15 protein-coding genes are annotated in these 16,872 nt (G+C 69.9%); 3 read left to right on the forward strand and 12 right to left on the reverse strand.

Annotated features, from left to right (window positions below):
• Positions 1-73: 73 nt before the first annotated feature.
• The 4 genes from KHU32_RS07825 to dapB form a co-directional block, all read right to left on the reverse strand.
• Entirely contained in the window at positions 74-1,774 is a 1,701-nt protein-coding gene (locus KHU32_RS07825; protein WP_213669437.1) for an MFS transporter, read from the reverse strand.
• A gap of 348 nt (positions 1,775-2,122) precedes the next feature.
• Positions 2,123-3,100 (reverse strand): 2-dehydropantoate 2-reductase, encoded by a 978-nt coding sequence (locus KHU32_RS07830; protein ID WP_213669438.1) that lies wholly within the window; start codon positions 3,098-3,100, stop codon positions 2,123-2,125.
• A 124-nt stretch (positions 3,101-3,224) separates the two neighbouring features.
• The gene (locus tag KHU32_RS07835; protein ID WP_213669439.1) at positions 3,225-4,739 is read right to left on the reverse strand and encodes an acyl--CoA ligase; all 1,515 of its coding nucleotides are present in this window, start codon (positions 4,737-4,739) and stop codon (positions 3,225-3,227) included.
• 84 nt (positions 4,740-4,823) lie between these two features.
• On the reverse strand, positions 4,824-5,564 hold the full coding sequence (gene dapB, locus KHU32_RS07840; RefSeq protein WP_213669440.1) for a 4-hydroxy-tetrahydrodipicolinate reductase: 741 nt from the start codon (positions 5,562-5,564) through the stop codon (positions 4,824-4,826).
• Positions 5,565-5,670: 106 nt separating this feature from the next.
• On the opposite strand from dapB, the gene KHU32_RS07845 reads away from it, so the two are divergent.
• Positions 5,671-6,039 (forward strand): PRC-barrel domain-containing protein, encoded by a 369-nt coding sequence (locus KHU32_RS07845; RefSeq protein WP_213669441.1) that lies wholly within the window; start codon positions 5,671-5,673, stop codon positions 6,037-6,039.
• Between the two features lie 75 nt (positions 6,040-6,114).
• On the opposite strand, the gene dnaJ is transcribed toward KHU32_RS07845, so the two are convergent.
• A complete protein-coding gene (gene dnaJ / locus KHU32_RS07850; RefSeq protein ID WP_213669442.1) occupies positions 6,115-7,245 on the reverse strand; it encodes a molecular chaperone DnaJ in 1,131 nt (376 codons plus the stop codon).
• 83 nt (positions 7,246-7,328) lie between these two features.
• The gene (gene dnaK / locus KHU32_RS07855) at positions 7,329-9,236 is read right to left on the reverse strand and encodes a molecular chaperone DnaK (RefSeq protein WP_213669443.1); all 1,908 of its coding nucleotides are present in this window, start codon (positions 9,234-9,236) and stop codon (positions 7,329-7,331) included.
• Between the two features lie 258 nt (positions 9,237-9,494).
• On the opposite strand from dnaK, the gene KHU32_RS07860 reads away from it, so the two are divergent.
• Positions 9,495-9,968, forward strand: coding sequence for an Lrp/AsnC family transcriptional regulator (locus KHU32_RS07860; RefSeq protein ID WP_213669444.1), 474 nt, complete (start codon positions 9,495-9,497; stop codon positions 9,966-9,968).
• A gap of 6 nt (positions 9,969-9,974) precedes the next feature.
• Here KHU32_RS07860 and KHU32_RS07865 read toward each other — a convergent pair whose 3' ends face one another.
• The 6 genes from KHU32_RS07865 to KHU32_RS07890 form a co-directional block, all read right to left on the reverse strand.
• The gene (locus KHU32_RS07865) at positions 9,975-10,367 is read right to left on the reverse strand and encodes a hypothetical protein (protein ID WP_213669445.1); all 393 of its coding nucleotides are present in this window, start codon (positions 10,365-10,367) and stop codon (positions 9,975-9,977) included.
• A gap of 142 nt (positions 10,368-10,509) precedes the next feature.
• Entirely contained in the window at positions 10,510-12,981 is a 2,472-nt protein-coding gene (gene pheT / locus KHU32_RS07870) for a phenylalanine--tRNA ligase subunit beta (RefSeq protein WP_213669446.1), read from the reverse strand.
• Position 12,982: 1 nt separating this feature from the next.
• Positions 12,983-14,059 (reverse strand): phenylalanine--tRNA ligase subunit alpha, encoded by a 1,077-nt coding sequence (gene pheS, locus KHU32_RS07875; protein ID WP_213669447.1) that lies wholly within the window; start codon positions 14,057-14,059, stop codon positions 12,983-12,985.
• 142 nt (positions 14,060-14,201) lie between these two features.
• Complete coding sequence (rplT, locus tag KHU32_RS07880; protein WP_213669448.1) at positions 14,202-14,567, reverse strand: 50S ribosomal protein L20; 366 nt, start codon at positions 14,565-14,567, stop codon at positions 14,202-14,204.
• A gap of 21 nt (positions 14,568-14,588) precedes the next feature.
• A complete protein-coding gene (gene rpmI, locus KHU32_RS07885; protein WP_213669449.1) occupies positions 14,589-14,795 on the reverse strand; it encodes a 50S ribosomal protein L35 in 207 nt (68 codons plus the stop codon).
• A gap of 166 nt (positions 14,796-14,961) precedes the next feature.
• Complete coding sequence (locus KHU32_RS07890) at positions 14,962-15,873, reverse strand: hypothetical protein (RefSeq protein ID WP_213669450.1); 912 nt, start codon at positions 15,871-15,873, stop codon at positions 14,962-14,964.
• A 152-nt stretch (positions 15,874-16,025) separates the two neighbouring features.
• On the opposite strand from KHU32_RS07890, the gene dapF reads away from it, so the two are divergent.
• Positions 16,026-16,841, forward strand: a complete 816-nt coding sequence (gene dapF / locus KHU32_RS07895) for a diaminopimelate epimerase (protein WP_213669705.1) — start codon at positions 16,026-16,028, stop codon at positions 16,839-16,841.
• Positions 16,842-16,872: the final 31 nt, after the last annotated feature.

A 16,872-nucleotide genomic window follows, 5' to 3' on the forward strand; every position in this document is an offset into this window, starting at 1 on the left:
CTTATCTGTCCTGAATGCAAGAAGCGCCGGGGGTTTCCCCCCGGCGCCTGTCACGTGGCCTTCACGTGGAAGACTATTCCGCCGGACGGTATCCCGGCGCCCTGGTGGGGGCGTGGTCGTCGGCGAAGAGGTCGCGATCCTTTGTCTCCGGCAGGAAGATCACGCCGATGACCACGGTCGCGACCGCGAAGATGATCGGGTACCAGAGGCCGAAGTAGATATCGCCCGTCGCCGCGATCAGGGCGAAGGTCGTCGCCGGCAGCAGGCCGCCGAACCAGCCGTTGCCGATGTGATAGGGCAGCGACATGCCGGTGTAGCGGATCCGCGTCGGGAAGAGCTCCACCAGGGCGGCCGCGATCGGCCCGTAGACCATGGTCACGTAGATCACCAGGATGAACAGGATGCCGATGATCACGGCCGGCTGCTCGCGGAAGATGTCGAAGGGATGCGCCATCTTCACGACCGAGGGGTTGGCCGCGGGCGGGAAGCCCGCTGCGGTCAGCGCCGCGCTCAGCTCACGCGTGAAGGTGGCCCGCGCCGCTGCTGCGCCGGCCCCGGCCTGCGTGACGTCGAAGGAATTCACCACCGAGTTGCCCACATGCACCGTCGCCACGTGGCCGGCCGGCCCCGTTTCCTGCGTGTAGGGGATGGAGAGGCCCGCCAGCGCCGCCTTGGCGATGTCGCAGGAGGTGGTGAAGGTCACCGTTCCGGTGGGGTTGAACTGGAAGTGGCAGTCGCCGGGCGCCGCGACCACGCGGACCGGGATGTTCTGCTGCGCGGCGTAAAGGGCCGGGTTGGCCTCGCGCGTCAGCATCTGGAAGAGCGGGAAGTAGGTCAGCGCCGCCAGGGCGCAGCCCAGCAGGATGATCGGCTTGCGGCCGATCTTGTCGGACAGCCAGCCGAAGAAGATGAAGCCGCCGGTGCCGAGGATGAGCGACCAGGCGATCAGCAGATTCGCCGTGTAGCCGTCGACCTTCAGGATGCTCTGGATGAAGAAGAGCGCGTAGAACTGGCCCGTGTACCAGACGACGCCCTGGCCCATGGTCAGGCCGAAGAGGGCGATGAGCGCGATCTTGGCGTTCTTCCACTGCCCGAAGGCCTCGGTGAGCGGCGCCTTGGAGCCCGTGCCCTCGGCCTTCATCTTCTGGAAGGCCGGGCTTTCCTGCAGCTGCAGCCGGATCCAGACCGAGATGCCGAGCAGCACGATCGAGAGCAGGAAGGGGATGCGCCAGCCCCAATCGGCGAAGGCGGCCTCGCCCAGCGCGGTGCGAGTGAAGAGGATCACCAGCAGCGAGAGGAAGAGGCCGAGCGTCGCGGTGGTCTGAATCCAGCTCGTATAGAAGCCGCGCCGGCCCTGGGGCGCGTGCTCGGCGACGTAGGTCGCGGCACCGCCATACTCGCCGCCGAGCGCGAGGCCCTGGAGGAGGCGCAGGATGATGAGGATGACGGCGGCCGAGATGCCGATCTGATCCGAGGTGGGCAGGATGCCGACGATGAAGGTCGAGGTGCCCATGATCAGGATGGTGACGAGGAAGGTGTACTTGCGCCCGACCAGGTCGCCGAGGCGACCGAAGACCAGGGCGCCGAAGGGCCGCACGAGGAAGCCGGCGGCGAAGGCCAGCAGCGCGAAGATGTTGCGCGTGTTGGGGTCGAACTGGCTGAAGAACTTGGCGCCGATGATGACCGCGAGGCTGCCGTAGAGATAGAAGTCGTACCATTCGAAGACCGTGCCGAGCGAGGAGGCGAAGATCACCTTCTTCTCGCCGGCGGTCATCGGTCGTGGGGCGGCTGGCGCCCTTGCGTATCCAGACATTCACCACCCCTTTTTGCTGGCTTCTTCAGGCCATGGACACCGCCGCCCGCATGCCCGGGGGCACGCGCGACGTGACGTTGTTCTTTTTTCTGCCGCTCCGACCGAGGTCAGATCAACTAACGATATATGACTTTTGTTTAATTCGGATGGTGCGATACGGGCGGGGAAGGGGCCGCGTCATTTTGACATCTGTAGTAACGCAATATGAGAATTGAACACTCTGAAACGAGAATGGTGGGATCGTGATTCCGTCTATCCTGCAGAATCATGCATTCGAATTGATCGGGGCGTTGCAGGGCTTAAGCCGCATTAAAGGCAGCCCGCCGCCTTCGCCCGCGCGCGCACCAGCGACAGCACGATCCGGCAGGTCGGCGCCGGCAGCCGGGTCAGCTCCGCGAATTCGACGATAACGCCCAGCAGCGCCTCGATCTCCATGGGCCGGCCGCGCTCGAGGTCCTGCAGCATGGAGGTGCGGTGCGCGCCCACCTCGGCCGCGCCGGCGATGCGCTTGTCCACGTCGATGGCGAAGCGCACGCCGAGCGCCTCGCCGATGGCCTGCGCTTCCAGCATCATGGCGCGCGCTACCTCGCGCTGGCCCGGATCGCCCGTCAGCTCCTGCAGCGTGTTGCAGGTGAGGGCGCTGATCGGGTTGAAGGCCAGGTTGCCCCAGAGCTTCACCCAGATCTCGTCGCGGATGCGGGGGCGGATGGGGGCCTTGAAGCCGGCGGCGATCAGCGCGGCGCTCAGCGCCTCGATGCGCGGGGTGCGGGTCCCGCCGGGTTCGCCCAGGGTGAAGCGGTCGCCATAGCCGTGCTCGATGACACCGGGCTCCGCCACCTCGGCCGCCGGATAGACGATGCAGCCGATGGCGCGCTCCGGCGGCAGCAGGCGCGAGACCTCGCCGCCCGGGTCCACGCTCTCGACGCGGCGGCCCTCATGGGCGCTGCCGATCTCGTGGAAGTACCACCAGGGAATCCCGTTCACCGCGGAGACGATGGCGGTCTCGGGCCCCAGCAGCGGCTGCATCTGCACGGCGGCCGAGGGCAGGGAATGCGCCTTCAGCGTGACGATCACGGCATCCTGCGGCCCGGCCTCCGCGGCGGTGGCGACGCAGCGGGGATGCACGACGGTCTCGGCGCCGCTGCTGATCAGCTTCAGCCCGCGCTCCTGCATCGCGGCCAGGTGCGGCCCGCGGGCGATGAGGGTGACCTCGGCCGATTTCGCCGCCTCGATCCGGGCGGCCATGAGCCCGCCGATGGCGCCGGCCCCGAAGATGCAGATGCGCATGATTTCTCCTATGGGATGCGAGGGGCGCTGCCCCTCGCGCACCCCGCCAGGGCTTTTGGCCCTGGACCCGAAGGTGCAGGAAACTGAGTTTCCTGCTGGGGGAGCTTGAGGGGGCAAGGCCCCCTCAAAGGCTGAGGCCTAGCTTCTCAGCCAGGCCGATCCGCATCAGCTTGCCGGTGGCGCCCTTCGGGATCTCGTCCAGGAAGACCACCTTCCGCGGCACCTTGAACTCCGCCAGGTGCAGCGCCGCGAAGTCGCGCAGCTCGCGCTCGGTCAGCTCGGCGCCCTCGCGCAGCACCACGGCCGCGCCGACCTCCTCGCCCAGCTTGCCGTGCGGGATGGCGAAGCACAGCGCCTGGGCCACGCCCTCATGGGCGGAGAGGACGCCGTCCACCTCCAGTGGGCTCACCTTCTCGCCGCCGCGGTTGATGATCTCCTTGAGGCGTCCGGTGAGCTGCAGGTAGCCGTCGGCATCGAGCATCCCCTGGTCGCCGGTGCGGAACCAGCCGTCGCTGAAGGCCTTGGCATTGGCCTCCGGATTGGCCTCGTAGCCGGCGGTGACGTTGGGGCCGCGGATCACCACCTCGCCCACCTCGCCGCGCGGCAGGAGCCCGCCATCCTCGTCCATGATGCCGACCTCGGGCCCGGCCGGCAGGCCGACCGCGCCCGGCTTGCGGGTGCCGCGCAGCGGGTTGGATGCCATCTGGTGGGCGGCCTCGGTCATGCCGTAGCTCTCGACCAGGGGGCAGCCGAAGACGGCCTCCATCTGCTCCATCACCGGCCCCGGCATCGAGGCCGAGGAGGAGCGGATGAAGCGCAGCGGCACACGCGCGATGATTTCGGCGTTGCGCTCGGCGCGGCCCAGGATGGCCTGGTGCATGGTGGGCACGGCCGTGTACCAGCTCGGCCGCTCCTCCTCGATCAGGCGGTAGAAGCGCAGCGCGTCGAAGCCGGGCGTGCAGCAGACCGCGCCGCCCGCTGCCACGCTCGACAGCACGGCCGCGATCAGCCCGTGGATGTGGAAGAGCGGCATGATGTTGAGGCAGGCATCGTCCGCCGAAAGCTCCAGCGTCGCGCCGATATGCGCGGCGGAGGCCGCGATGTTACGCTGGCTGAGCGGCACGATCTTGGGGCGCGCGGTGGTGCCGGAGGTGTGCAGCACCAGGGCCTCCTCCTCCTCCTGCGCCATGCCGGGCCGGGCCGGTGTGCCGGCGGGGCCGCCTTCGAGGGTGAAGCTGCCCGCCGCTGCGCCGGGAACCAGCTCCAGCACGGGGATGCCCAGCCCTTCGGCGACGGCGCGGGCCGGCGTCTCGACGCCCCGCTGGACGACGAGCGCCTTCGGCCGGAGGTCCTGCAGGTAGAAGGAAAAATCCTCCGACCGATAGGCGGGGTTGAGCGGCGCCGTGGAGGCCCCGGCGGCGAGGCACAGGAAGGCGGCCGCCATCTCCGGCCCATTGGGCAGGACGATCGCCACGCGGTCCCCGCGGCCGATGCCGCGTGCGTTCAGCGCGGCCACCGTTTCCGCGGCGAGTGTGCGCAGGGCCGCGTGAGTGAGGGGTGGCCGCCCCGGTGCGCGGATCGCGGGCGCCCCGGGGGCGCCGCGTCCCAGCAGGGTTTCCAAGGTGCGTGTCGCACTCATTCCGGGCGTCTCCCCCATCGTCCCTGGGGAGATGCTGCGCCCAAACGATCGGCGACGGGAAGCGCCTTCTGGCGGCGTGAGGCCTTAGCCCAGCCCGAGCACGTCGCTCATCGAGTAGAGGCCGGGCGCCCGCCCCGAGAGCCACTGCGCCGCGCGCACCGCCCCGGTCGCATAGGCGCGCCGGTCGAAGCTGCGATGGGTGAGGGCGATGTGCTCCGAGCCGGCGGCGAAGAGCAGCGTGTGCTCGCCCACCACCTGGCCGCCGCGCAGCGCGGCGAAGCCGATCGTGCCGGTCTTGCGCGCGCCGGTATGGCCGTCGCGCCCGCTCTCGCGCCCCGCCTCCTCCAGCGTGGTGCCGCGGCCCTTGGCCACGGCACGGCCCATGGCGATGGCGGTACCCGAGGGCGCATCCACCTTCTGGCGGTGATGCATCTCCACGATCTCGGCGTCGTACTGCTCGGCCGGCAGGGCGGCGGCGAGCTTCTCCGCCAGCGCGAGGACGAGGTTCACGCCGGTCGCGAAATTCGCGGCATAGACGATGGGCGCGCGCTGCGCGGCCTCGGCCACGGCCTTCTCCTCGGCGGCGGAAAGACCGGAGGAGCCGAGCACGAGCCCCTTGCCGAGCTCGGCCGCCAGCGCGGCATGCGCGGGCGCCGAATGCGCGTTCGTGAAGTCGATGACGACGTCGCTGGCCTGGAACAGCGCGCGCGGATCGTCGCCGCGTGCCGTGCCGCCGGCGAGCGTCGCGCCCGCGGCGGCGACCTCCTCCGAGAGCAGCTGGCCCATGCGGCCGGCGATGCCGGTGATGCCGATGCGGAGGCTCATCTCATTTCCCTTTCTCAGGCGGCCGTCATGACGCGGAGCGGGCCACGAAGGCAACCCTGCCTCCCTCCGATGCGTTCACTTGGCAAGGCAACTGGAAAGGAACGACATGATCGACACCATCCGCCAGCCCACCACCGCCGATCTCACCGAAGACACCCAGGGCTATCTCGTCGCCGCGGGCAAGGTGAACGGAGTCTCGGTCTTCGGCGCCGATCGCGAACGCATCGGCCATATCGAAGACCTGATGATCGACAAGCGCGCGGGCACCGTCGAATACGGCGTGCTGAATTTCGGCGGCTTCCTGGGCCTCGGCTCGAAGCACTATGCCGTGCCGTGGCGCATGCTGCGCTACGACAACGAACTCGAGGGCTTCGTCGTGGACAACATCACGAAGGAGCGCCTGGATTCGGCGCCGGTCTATGAGCCGGTCGGCGTGCGCGACTGGAGCCTGGTCGACAACTACTGGGGCATCTGACGCCCCGGTGAACTGACGACTGTGACATGACGACGGCGAGGCGGCCGGTCCCTGGCGGGGCCGGCCGCTTTCGCGTCAGCGGGCCAGGCCGTCCCAGAATTCCTTCACCTTGGCGAAGAAACCCTCGTTCTCCGGCGAGTGCTTCCCGCCGTTCTCCGCTTCCGCCTCGAAGGCCTCCAGCAGCTCGCGCTGACGGGGCGAGAGGTGGAGCGGGGTTTCCACCACCACCTGCACGTACATGTCCCCGCGCGCCGCGCTGCGCAGCACCGAGAAGCCCTTGCCGCGCAGCCGGAAGTTGTCGCCCGTCTGCGTGCCGGCGGGGATCTTCACCGCCGAGCGGCCGCCATCGATCGAAGGCACCTCCACGCTGGCGCCGAGCGCCGCCTGCGTCATGCGCAGCGGTACGCGGACCATGATGTTGGGTCCCTCGCGCTGGAAGAGCGGGTGCGGCTTCACGCCAATATCGACGTAGAGGTCGCCCGCCGGAGAACCGCGCAGCCCCGCCTCGCCCTCGCCGGAGAGGCGGATGCGCGTGCCGTCCTCCACGCCCGCGGGGATGGAGACGTTCAGCGTGCGGTCGCGCTGCACGCGGCCCGCGCCATGGCAGATCTTGCAGGGGTTCTTGATGATCTTGCCCGAGCCCGAGCAGGTCGGGCAGGTGCGCTCGATCAGGAAGAAGCCCTGCTGCGCGCGCACCTTGCCTGCGCCGCGGCAGGTGCCGCAGGTCTGCACGCTGGCGCTGCCGCCCTCGGCGCCGGAGCCCGTGCAGGCCTCGCACTGGACCGAGGAGGGGACGCGGATGGTCTTCTTGACGCCCGCGAAGGCCTCTTCGAGCGTGACATGGACCTCCTGGCGGAGATCCGCGCCGCGGCCGGAATTCTGGCGCCCGCCGCCCCGGCCGCCGAAGCGGCCGAACATCTCCTCGAAGATATCCTCGAAGCCGCCGCCCTGCCCGAAGGGACTGCCTCCGGCGCCGCCATTCTCGAAGGCGCCGTGGCCGTAGCGGTCGTAGGCGGCGCGTTTCTCGCCGTCCTTCAGGATCTCATAGGCCTCGCTGATCTCCTTGAACCGCGCCTCGGCCTTGTCGTCGCCGTGGTTGCGGTCAGGGTGATACTGCATCGCGAGCTTGCGATAGGCCTTCTTCAGGTCGTCGTCGGTGGCGTCGCGTCCGACGCCGAGCACTTCGTAACAGTCGCGCTTGGCCATTCTTTCGCCCTACCCGAAATGAAGCGACGCCCGGGCCATCGCTGGCCCGGGCGGGAAAAGATGAAGGATGCCGTCGAGCAACCTCAGCTCTTCTTCTTCTTCGGATCGACCTCTTCGAACTCGGCGTCGACGACGTTGTCATCCGGCTTGGCGCCCGTCGGCCCGGCCTCGGGCTGTGGGGACGCCTGCTCGGCCTTGTACATGGCCTCGCCGAGCTTCATCGCGGCCTGGCTGAGCTTCTCGGCCGCGGCGTTGATGGCCTCGGCGTCGCCGCCTTCCATCGCGCTGCGCGCCTCGACGATCGCCGCCTCGGCCGCCGCACGCTCACCGGCCGGCACCTTGTCGCCGTTCTCGCTGATCGTCTTCTCGGTCGAATGCACCAGGGTATCGAGCTGGTTGCGGGCCTCGACCGCCTCGCGCCGCTTCTTGTCGGCCTCGGCATTGGACTCGGCGTCGCGCACCATCTTCTCGATGTCGGCGTCCGACAGGCCGGACTTGGCCTGGATCTTGATCTGCGTCTCCTTGCCGGTGGCCTTGTCCTTCGCCGAGACGCTCACGATGCCGTTCGCGTCGATGTCGAAGGTCACCTCCACCTGCGGCACGCCGCGCGGTGCCGGCGGGATGCCCTGCAGGTCGAAGTTGCCCAGCAGCTTGTTGTCCGCCGCCATCTCGCGCTCGCCCTGGAACACCTTGATGGTCACGGCCGTCTGGTTGTCGTCCGCGGTGCTGAAGGTCTGCGACTTCTTGGTCGGGATCGTCGTGTTGCGGTCGATCAGGCGCGTGAACACGCCGCCCAGCGTCTCGATGCCCAGCGAAAGCGGGGTCACGTCGAGCAGCAGGACGTCCTTCACGTCACCCTTGAGCACGCCGCCCTGGATCGCCGCGCCGATGGCCACGACCTCGTCGGGGTTCACGTTGCGCGCCGGGTCCTTGCCGAAATGGTTCTTCACCACCTCGATGACCTTGGGCATGCGCGTCATGCCGCCGACGAGGATGACCTCGTCGATCTCGCCAGCCGTCACGCCCGCATCGGCCAGGGCCTTCTTCACCGGCTCCAGCGTGCGCTGGATCAGGTCGTCGACCAGGGCCTCGAGCTTGGCGCGGGTGAGCTGCATCACGAGGTGCTTCGGCCCGGAGGCGTCGGCGGTGATGAAGGGCAGGTTGATCTCGGTCTGCTTCGAGGAGGAGAGCTCGATCTTGGCCTTCTCGCCGGCTTCCTTCAGGCGCTGCAGGGCGAGCTTGTCGCCGCGCAGGTCGATGCCGTTCTCCTTCTTGAACTCGTCCGCGAGGTAATCGATGATTCGCTGGTCGAAGTCCTCGCCGCCGAGGAAGGTGTCGCCGTTGGTGGACTTCACCTCGAAGACGCCGTCGCCGATCTCCAGGATCGAGACGTCGAAGGTGCCGCCGCCGAGGTCATAGACCGCGATCGTGCCGGCGTGCTTCTTGTCCATGCCATAGGCCAGCGCGGCGGCCGTCGGCTCGTTGATGATGCGCAGCACCTCGAGGCCCGCGATGGCGCCGGCCTCCTTGGTGGCCTGCCGCTGGGCGTCGTTGAAGTAGGCCGGGACCGTGATGACGGCCTGCGTGACCTTCTCGTTCAGATAGGCCTCGGCCGTGTCCTTCATCTTGGTGAGGATGTCGGCGCTGATCTGCTGCGGGGCGTACTTCTTGCCCTCGACCTCGACCCAGGCGTCGCCGTTATCGGCCTTTACGATGTGGAAGGGGGCGAGGCCCTTCTCCTTCTGCACCATCGCGTCGTCGAACTTGCGGCCGATGAGGCGCTTCACGGCGTAGAGGGTGTTGGTCGGGTTGGTGACGGCCTGGCGCTTGGCGCTCTGGCCGACGAGGCGCTCGCCGTTCTTGGCGAAGGCGACCATGGAGGGGGTGGTACGCGCGCCCTCCGCATTCTCCAGGACCTTCGATTCGCCGCCTTCCATGATGGCGACGCACGAATTCGTCGTGCCGAGGTCGATACCGATGACTTTGCTCATTGCCTGCTCCGTTGCGGCGACTAACCCCCGGCCCTCACAGGCGCCGGGCGAAGCCCCTTGGCAGGTCCGCGCCCCATGCGCGGCCCTTTTGTCCCCTGCCCATGTATTAAGCAGCGCGGCGCCGGACAAGATGGGACGGCCCAGTTTCGCAACGGAAGGGCGCAGCTGTGGCCCGTAATCCTCGGATCAGGGCGAGGGTCGCCCCATGGGCGGAATATTTTCATTCACAACCGCGTAAATGCCGGATACCATCCGGGTATGGACGAGATAGACCGGAAGATTGCCATCGCCGTCCAGCAGGATGGTGCTGCGGGTCTCTCCGACCTTGCGAAGGTATCGGGCCTCTCCGTCTCCGCGACGGCGGAACGGGTGAAGCGGCTTGAGGAGAGGGGGGTGATCCGCGGCTGGCACGCGGAGCTCGACCCTGCCGAAGTGGGCTGCCCCCTGCTGGCCTTCCTGCGCGTCGCGATCCGGCCGGGCCGGGACGAGACGGGCTTCCGCCGCGCCGTCCGCAAGCTGGAGGCCGTGCTGGAGTGCCATCAGCTCACCGGCGAATGGTCGTTCCTCGTGAAGCTCCGGGTGCCGGACATCGCCGCGCTGGACCAGCTCCTCGGCCACGAGATCCGGCCCTTGCCGGGGATCGAGCGCCTCTCCGTCGAGGTCGCGATGGCGACGATCAAGGAAACGGCGCTGCTGCCCGTTCCCCGCCAGCCGGTGGAGGAGGAGGCCTAGCCTCCCCTACCGCACGCAGCGCAACTGCACGTCGCGGCGGAGCTCCTCGTCGGTCACCAATGTGCCGCGCGGCATCGAGCCGACGAAATGGGTGCCGCGGGCGCGTGGTTCCAGCCGCCGCCACTGGTTCACCGCAGCCATCTGCACATTGGGCGAGGCGAAGTTCAGCACGAAGGAGACCGAGTGCCGCGCGCGGTTCTCCAGCGTCACCGCGATGCCCAGCCGCCCGCCGTCATGGGGCCCCGTCAGTTCCCGGTCGACGCTGACGATCGCCAGGATGCCGGAGGCGATGCAATCCACCTCGGCCGGCGGCCGCTGATAGGCGGCGAGCATGTGCGGCTGCGCCATGGCCGGCGCCGCCCCGAGCAACAGGGCGGCCAGAAGGACAAGGCGGCGCATCGATCGAACTTTCCCAGGAAAATCAGGCTGCCCATTAGTTGGCGCCTTGGGGCCGGGCTCCAGTGCGGGAAAACACGGATGCCGGCAGCCCTGATGGATCGGCGTATCCCTGCGGGAGACGCCGATCCGCTCCGGCACCTTCTCAGGCGCGCAGCGTCGCGCCCGTCGCCTTGGCCGCGGCCGCGACGATCTTCGCGCCGATGGCCTCGATCTCCTGGTCCGTCAGCGTCTTCTCGCGCGGCTGCAGCGTCACCTGCAGGGCGAGGCTGACCTTGCCCTCCGGCAGGCGCTCGCCCGCATAGCGGTCGAAGAGCACGACGTCGGTGATCAGCGTGCGCTCGGAGGCCGCGACGGCGCGCAGCAGCTTGTCGGCCGGCACGTCGGCATCCACCAGGAAGGCGAAGTCGCGGCGCAGCGGCTGCAGGGCCGAGAGCTCCGGCGCGGCCTTCTTGCGGCGCTTCGGCTCGGGAATGGCATCGAGGAAGAGCTCGAAGCCCACCGAGCCGGCGGGCAGGTCCAGCGCCGCGCAGAGGCGCGGATGCAGCTGGCCGAACTGCGCGAGCACGACCTTCGGCCCCTGGCGCAGCATGCCCGAGCGGCCGGGATGATAATGGCCCGGCGCATCGGTCGTGACCTGCAGCGCCGCCATCGGCACGCCCAGTGCCTCCAGCACCGCCAGCACGTCGCCCTTGGCGTCCAGCGCATCGACCGGCCGCGCGGGCATCGCCCAGTTCGCCGGCGTCTGGCCGGCGCGCAGCCCGCAGGCCATAGCGAGCTGCCCGGCCGGCGTCGTGTCGCGATAGCCGCCGCCGACCTCGGACAGCGCCACGTCGGCGAAGCCGCGCGCGGCGTTCTGCGCCGCCGCCAGCGCGAGCGAGGCGAGCGGCGTGGGCCGCATCTGGTCGAGATCCGAGGCAATCGGGTTCTCGAGGTGCAGCGAGGCCGGCGTCTCGCCGAACATCGCGGCCACGCGCGTCTCGAGGAAGCCGTAGGTCACGGCATCCTGCAGCCCCCGCGAGGCCAGGACGCGGCGGGCCAGCACGGCGCGGACCTGCTTCGCGCCCAGCGAGGGCAGCGGCACCGGCGAGGAGACGGGCAGCGAGACCGAGGGCACGGCATCCAGCCCGCCGAGGCGCAGCACCTCCTCCACCAGATCGCATTCCGCCTCGACGGCGGCGCAGCCCTCGGCCGCGACGCGCGCGCGCTCGGGCGCCAGCGTCGGATCCTGGTCGAGCACGATGTGGGCCGCGACGTCGTTGCGCCAGGACGGCACGGCCACGGTCAGCCGGTCATGGCCACGGGCGGTGACGGCAAAGCCCAGCCGCTCCAGCCGGCCCTCGACCTCGTGCGGCGGCAGCATGAGGCCACCGAGGCCCGACAGCCGCTCGAAGCGCAGCGTCGCCTCGCGCCGCCACAGCGGCTCGGAGCCCGCCTCGCTGACGGTGGAGGGCTCGCCGCCGCAGAGCTCGATGATCATCGCCGTGGCGGCGTCCAGCGCCGCCGGCAGCAGCGCCTGGTCGACGCCGCGCTCGAAGCGCGCGCGGGCATCGGTGAAGACATTGTGCCGGCGCCCGCTGAGCGCGATGCGCACGGGGTCGAAGAGGGCGCATTCGATGAAGACCTCGGTGGTCGTCTCGTCGCAGCCGGAGGGCTCGCCGCCGATGATGCCGCCCAGCGCCTCGGCGCCGGCCGCGTCGGCGATGATGCCGTCCTCCTCGGTCAGGGCGTAGGTTTTGCCGTTGAGGGCCTGCAGCTCCTCGCCCGGGCGCGCCATGCGCATGGACAGGGTGCTGCCCTTCACCTTCGCCACGTCGAAGACGTGCAGCGGGCGGCCGAGCGCGAAGGTGAACCAGTTGGTCACGTCCACCAGCGCGGAGATGGGGCGCAGCCCGATCGCCGTCAGCCGGTCCTGCAGCCATTGCGGCGAGGGGCCGTTCTTCACCTTGCGGATCGCGCGGCCGAGCACCCAGGTGCAGGCGCGCGGGTCCTCGATGCGCCATTGCAGCGGCGTCTCGTAGACCGAGGCGATCGGGGGCGGGGCCCAGGGCTTCAGCGTGCCGAGCCCGGCCGCGGCGAGGTCGCGCGCCACGCCGCGGATCGCCAGGGCGTCGCCACGGTTGGGGGTGACCTTGATCTCGAGGATCGGCTCGTCGAGCCCGGCGTAGTCCACGTAGCGCGCGCCGACGGGCGCGTCCTCCGGCAGCTCCACGATGCCGGAATGGTCGTCGCCGAGGCCCATCTCCCGCTTGGAGAGCATCATGGCCTCGGACTTCACGCCGCGGATCTCGCCGACCTTCAGCGTGACCTCGGTGCCGGGGATATAGTCGCCGGGCAGGGCGGCCACGCCGACGAGGCCCGTCCGCGCATTGGGCGCGCCGCAGACCACGGAGTATTCGCGCCCGTCGCCGATATCGACGCGCAGCGAGCGCAGGCGGTCGGCATTGGGGTGCTGCACGGCCTCGATCACGCGCGCGACGCGGAAGCTGGAGAGCGCCGCGGCCGGGTTCTCGATGCCCTCGACCTCGATGCCGATGGCGTTCAGCGTGGTGGCGATCTCATCGACGCTCGCGTCGGTGTCGAGATACTCGCGCAGCCAGGAGAGTTGGAACTTCATCTCACACGCCCTCGTGCAGCGTGGCGGGGGAAAGCGGGCTGGTGCCGTAATGGCTCAGCCAGCGGCTATCGGCCTCGAAGAAGGGGCGCAGGTCGCTCATGCCATGTTTCAGCATGGTGATGCGCTCGATGCCCATGCCGAAGGCGAAGCCCTGCCACTCGCGCGCATCAAGCCCGCAATTGGCCAGCACGCGCGGATGCACCATGCCGCTGCCCAGGATCTCCAGCCAGTCGGTGCCGGCGCCAAGCTCGCCCGTCTTCCGGTTCCAGCCGATATCGACCTCCATCGAGGGCTCGGTGAAGGGGAAGTAGCTGGAGCGGAAGCGCACCGGCAGCGTCGCGATGCCGAAGAAGGTGCGCAGGAAGTCGGTCAGGCAGCCCTTGAGGTGGCCGAGGGTGATGCCGCGGTCGATCACCAGCCCCTCCACCTGGTGGAACATGGGCGAATGCGTGGCGTCATGGTCCGAGCGATAGGTGCGGCCGGGCGCGATGATGCGGATCGGCGGTTCCTGGCCGATCATGGTGCGGATCTGCAGCGGGCTGGTCTGCGTGCGCAGCACGGTGCGGCGGCCGTCCACCAGGCCGGGCAGGTAGAAGGTGTCCTGGTCCTGCCGTGCGGGATGATGGTCGGGGATGTTGAGCGCGGCGAAATTGTACCAGTCGCCCTCGATGTCCGGCCCTTCGACGACCTTGAAGCCCATGGAGCCGAAGATCGCCGTCAGCTCCTCGATCGTGCGGTTGATCGGATGGATGCCGCCCACCCCGCCCGGCGCCGCAGGGCGCGGCGGCAGGGTCATGTCGAGCTTCTCGGCGGCGAGGCGGGCGTCGAGCGCGGCGGCGTCGAGCACGACGCGGCGGGCCTCGATGGCGGCCTCCAGCTGGTTCTTCAGCGCGTTCACGGCCGCGCCGCGCTCCTTGCGCTGGTCGGCGGGGATGGCGCCGAGGCCCTTGAGCAGCGCCGTCAGCGCGCCCGACTTGCCCAGCACGCTGACGCGCACCGCGTCCAGCGCGCGCAGGTCGGTGGCGGCGGCGAGTTCCGTCTCGGTGCTGGCCGCGAGGGCCGCGAGATCATCCGTCATCGGTCTCTTACCCCAAGCGTGATGGGCGAAGGCGCGAAGGCGCCGGAGGCCTGAATCACGCGGTCATCGAAAATGAAAAAGGGCCGCCCACGCTTTCGCGCAGCGGCCCTTCCGAAACGATTAGCTAACCCGGAGCCGTAGTTCAGGCGGCGGGGGCGAGCGCTTCCTTGGCCTTCTCGACGACGGCCGCAAACGCTGCAGGCTCGTCATAGGCCAGGGCGGCGAGGACCTTCCGGTCCATCTCGATGCCCGCGGCCTTGATGCCGGCGATGAACTGGGAATAGGTCATCCCCTGCTCACGGACGGCGGCGTTGATGCGCTGGATCCAGAGGCCGCGGAAATCGCGCTTCTTGTTGCGGCGGTCGCGATAGGCGTACTGGAGCGCCTTCTCGACGCGCTGCAGGGCCGCGCGATAGGTGGTGGAGCTGCGCCCCACGTAACCCTTGGCGAGGTCCAAAACCTTCTTGTGGCGGGCATGGGCGGTAACGCCGCGCTTGACACGAGCCATTTGTCTTCTCCTTCCCGGGTCTTAGCGCGACAGGCCGTACGGCAGCCAGTTCATGACCGTCTTGGCATCCTGCGGCTCGAGCACCTGGGAGCCGCGGTTCTGGCGCTTGGCCTTCTGGCTGCGGTTGGAGAGCATGTGCCGCTTGCGGCCCGGGCCGGCCATGACCTTGCCGGTACCCGTGATCTTGAAGCGCTTCTTCGCGCTCGAGGTCGTCTTCATCTTGGACATTGGGCCCTCCTGTCGGTGGGTTGGCGCTACCCCGGCGACCGCACCATGCGGCGGGGGCGAGCTTCCCCGACCGGGCTGTCCAGGGCCTCGGTGCGGGAGGCGGGTGTTTAGACGCGTGCCCGGGCGAAGTCCAGAGGCCCCGGGAAGGAAAGCGCCCCGTCCCCTCTTAGGGCCGGACCACGGGCGCGAGGGGGCCGGCGATGGGAGCCAGCACGTCGGCGGTGGCCCCCGCGGCGGCCGGCAAGGGCGCCAGGATGGGCGTTATCGCCTCGGCATGCGGCAGGACCGGCGTGGTGGCGGGAGCGGGAGCCGCGGCCGGAGCGGCCGGGGCAGGCGGGGTGGCGGGCGCGGGGGCCTCCGGCGCGGCTGGCGCAGGCGCCGGCGCGGAAGCCGTGCCGGCGATGGGAGCGAGGCCGGTGTCAGGGGCGGCGGCAGGCGGTGTCTCGCCCGGCGCGGGGGGAACGGCGCCGCCGGGGCCGGGCGGCGCCAGGTTGGGCAGACTTTCGGACAGGGGCGCCTCGGGAAGCGGGGCGGTCCCGGCAAGGGACGGTGCCGCCGGGGTGGAATCCGGACGCGGAGCAGCTGTGCGGCGCGGGGCAGGGGCCGGCTGCGGCGCGGGGTCGGTCTGGCTGTCGGTGTAGTCCGCCACGATGCGGGCCTGGGCGCCGGCGATCACCAGCACGCGGGTTCCGAGAGGGATCGCCTCCTGGTCGCGCTGGGTGACGGAGATCAGCTCGCCATTGGTCTTGCGGACGATGTACTCGATGGCGTTGGTATTGGCCGAGGTCCGCTCGGCGGTGGTGCCGACCAGCCCGCCGACCAGCGCGCCGCCGACGGCGCCGAGAGCGGTGCTCACGGAATTGCCGGCCGCCGCCGCACCGCCGATGGCGCCGCCTGCCGCCGCGCCGGCCGCGGCCCCGGTGGAGCCGTCCGCCGTCACGGCCACGCGGCGTGAGCCGGCGATGATGCCCTGCTGGACGGGATTGGCCTGCTGGACCGCGCGGGCGGCGTATTCATCGGCGGAATAGGTCGGTGCGCAGCCCGCGAGGACGGCGATCAGGAGGAGGGGAGCTGCCAAGCGGGGCGACAAACTTCTCATGCGGGGGAATTAGGCCCACAACGCCCCGGTCTCAACCCTCTTGTGCACCGCAGCAGCGATCCGGGGCTGGAACTCCAGCGATTCGCGGCCGCCGCGTTCCGCTCGGACGGAACGTGCCCTATATCCCTCGCATGAAGGTTCCGTTCCGCAAGATGCATGGGCTGGGCAACGATTTCGTCGTGCTCGACGCGCGTGCGACCCCCCTCCGTCTCGGCGAGGACGCCGTGCGCTTCATCGGCGACCGCCATAAGGGCGTGGGCTTCGACCAGCTCGTGACGCTGGAGGCTGCGCCGGATGCCGACCTCTTCATCCGCTTCCATAATTCCGATGGGTCGGAGGCGGGCGCCTGCGGCAACGGCACGCGCTGCGCCGCCTCGCTGGTCCTGGCCGAGACGGGGCGGAGCCACATCGCCATCCGCACCATCGCCGGCCAGCTCGCCGCCGACCTCCTGCCCGATGGCAGCGTCCGCGTGGATATGGGCCCGCCGCGGCTCGGCTGGCGGGACGTGCCCCTGGCGCGGGAGATGGACACGCTGCATGTGCCGCTCTCGGCCGAGGGCGTGTCGGACGCGGCCTGCTGCTCCATGGGCAACCCGCACGCGACCTTCTTCGTGGAGGACCTCGACGCGCTGGACATCCCGGCCATCGGGCCCGGCCTCGAGAACGACCCCCTGCTGCCCGAGCGCGGCAATATCGGCTTCGCGCAGATCCTCTCGCGCAGCCAGATGCGGCTCGTGGTCTGGGAGCGGGGCGCGGGGCTGACCCTGGCCTGCGGCTCGGGCGCCTGCGCCGCCGTGGTGAGCGCCCGCCGGCGCGGGCTGGTGGACGCCCGCTGCGCCGTGACCGTCCCCGGGGGCGGGGACCTCGTCATCGAGCAGCGTGAGGACGGGCATGTGCTGATGAGCGGCCCTGTCGCGACGTCCTTCACGGGCGAGTTGGATCTGTGATCCCGTCCGATCGCCAGAGCGCCGAAGGCGC

Origin of the sequence: Roseococcus pinisoli, assembly GCF_018413645.1 — a bacterium.
In the GTDB taxonomy this organism is placed as follows: Bacteria; Pseudomonadota; Alphaproteobacteria; order Acetobacterales; family Acetobacteraceae; genus Roseococcus; species Roseococcus pinisoli.

Excerpts from the sequence above, each read along its gene's own strand:
- KHU32_RS07825 (WP_213669437.1), bottom strand. The coding sequence starts at position 1,774 with ATGACCGCCGGCGAGAAGAAGGTGATCTTCGCCTCCTCGCTCGGCACG.
- KHU32_RS07830 (WP_213669438.1), bottom strand. The coding sequence starts at position 3,100 with ATGCGCATCTGCATCTTCGGGGCCGGCGCCATCGGCGGGCTCATGGCC.
- KHU32_RS07835 (WP_213669439.1), bottom strand. The coding sequence starts at position 4,739 with ATGAGTGCGACACGCACCTTGGAAACCCTGCTGGGACGCGGCGCCCCC.
- dapB (WP_213669440.1), bottom strand. The coding sequence starts at position 5,564 with ATGAGCCTCCGCATCGGCATCACCGGCATCGCCGGCCGCATGGGCCAG.
- KHU32_RS07845 (WP_213669441.1), top strand. The coding sequence starts at position 5,671 with ATGATCGACACCATCCGCCAGCCCACCACCGCCGATCTCACCGAAGAC.
- dnaJ (WP_213669442.1), bottom strand. The coding sequence starts at position 7,245 with ATGGCCAAGCGCGACTGTTACGAAGTGCTCGGCGTCGGACGCGACGCC.
- dnaK (WP_213669443.1), bottom strand. The coding sequence starts at position 9,236 with ATGAGCAAAGTCATCGGTATCGACCTCGGCACGACGAATTCGTGCGTC.
- KHU32_RS07860 (WP_213669444.1), top strand. The coding sequence starts at position 9,495 with ATGGACGAGATAGACCGGAAGATTGCCATCGCCGTCCAGCAGGATGGT.
- KHU32_RS07865 (WP_213669445.1), bottom strand. The coding sequence starts at position 10,367 with ATGCGCCGCCTTGTCCTTCTGGCCGCCCTGTTGCTCGGGGCGGCGCCG.
- pheT (WP_213669446.1), bottom strand. The coding sequence starts at position 12,981 with ATGAAGTTCCAACTCTCCTGGCTGCGCGAGTATCTCGACACCGACGCG.
- pheS (WP_213669447.1), bottom strand. The coding sequence starts at position 14,059 with ATGACGGATGATCTCGCGGCCCTCGCGGCCAGCACCGAGACGGAACTC.
- rplT (WP_213669448.1), bottom strand. The coding sequence starts at position 14,567 with ATGGCTCGTGTCAAGCGCGGCGTTACCGCCCATGCCCGCCACAAGAAG.
- rpmI (WP_213669449.1), bottom strand. The coding sequence starts at position 14,795 with ATGTCCAAGATGAAGACGACCTCGAGCGCGAAGAAGCGCTTCAAGATC.
- dapF (WP_213669705.1), top strand. The coding sequence starts at position 16,026 with ATGAAGGTTCCGTTCCGCAAGATGCATGGGCTGGGCAACGATTTCGTC.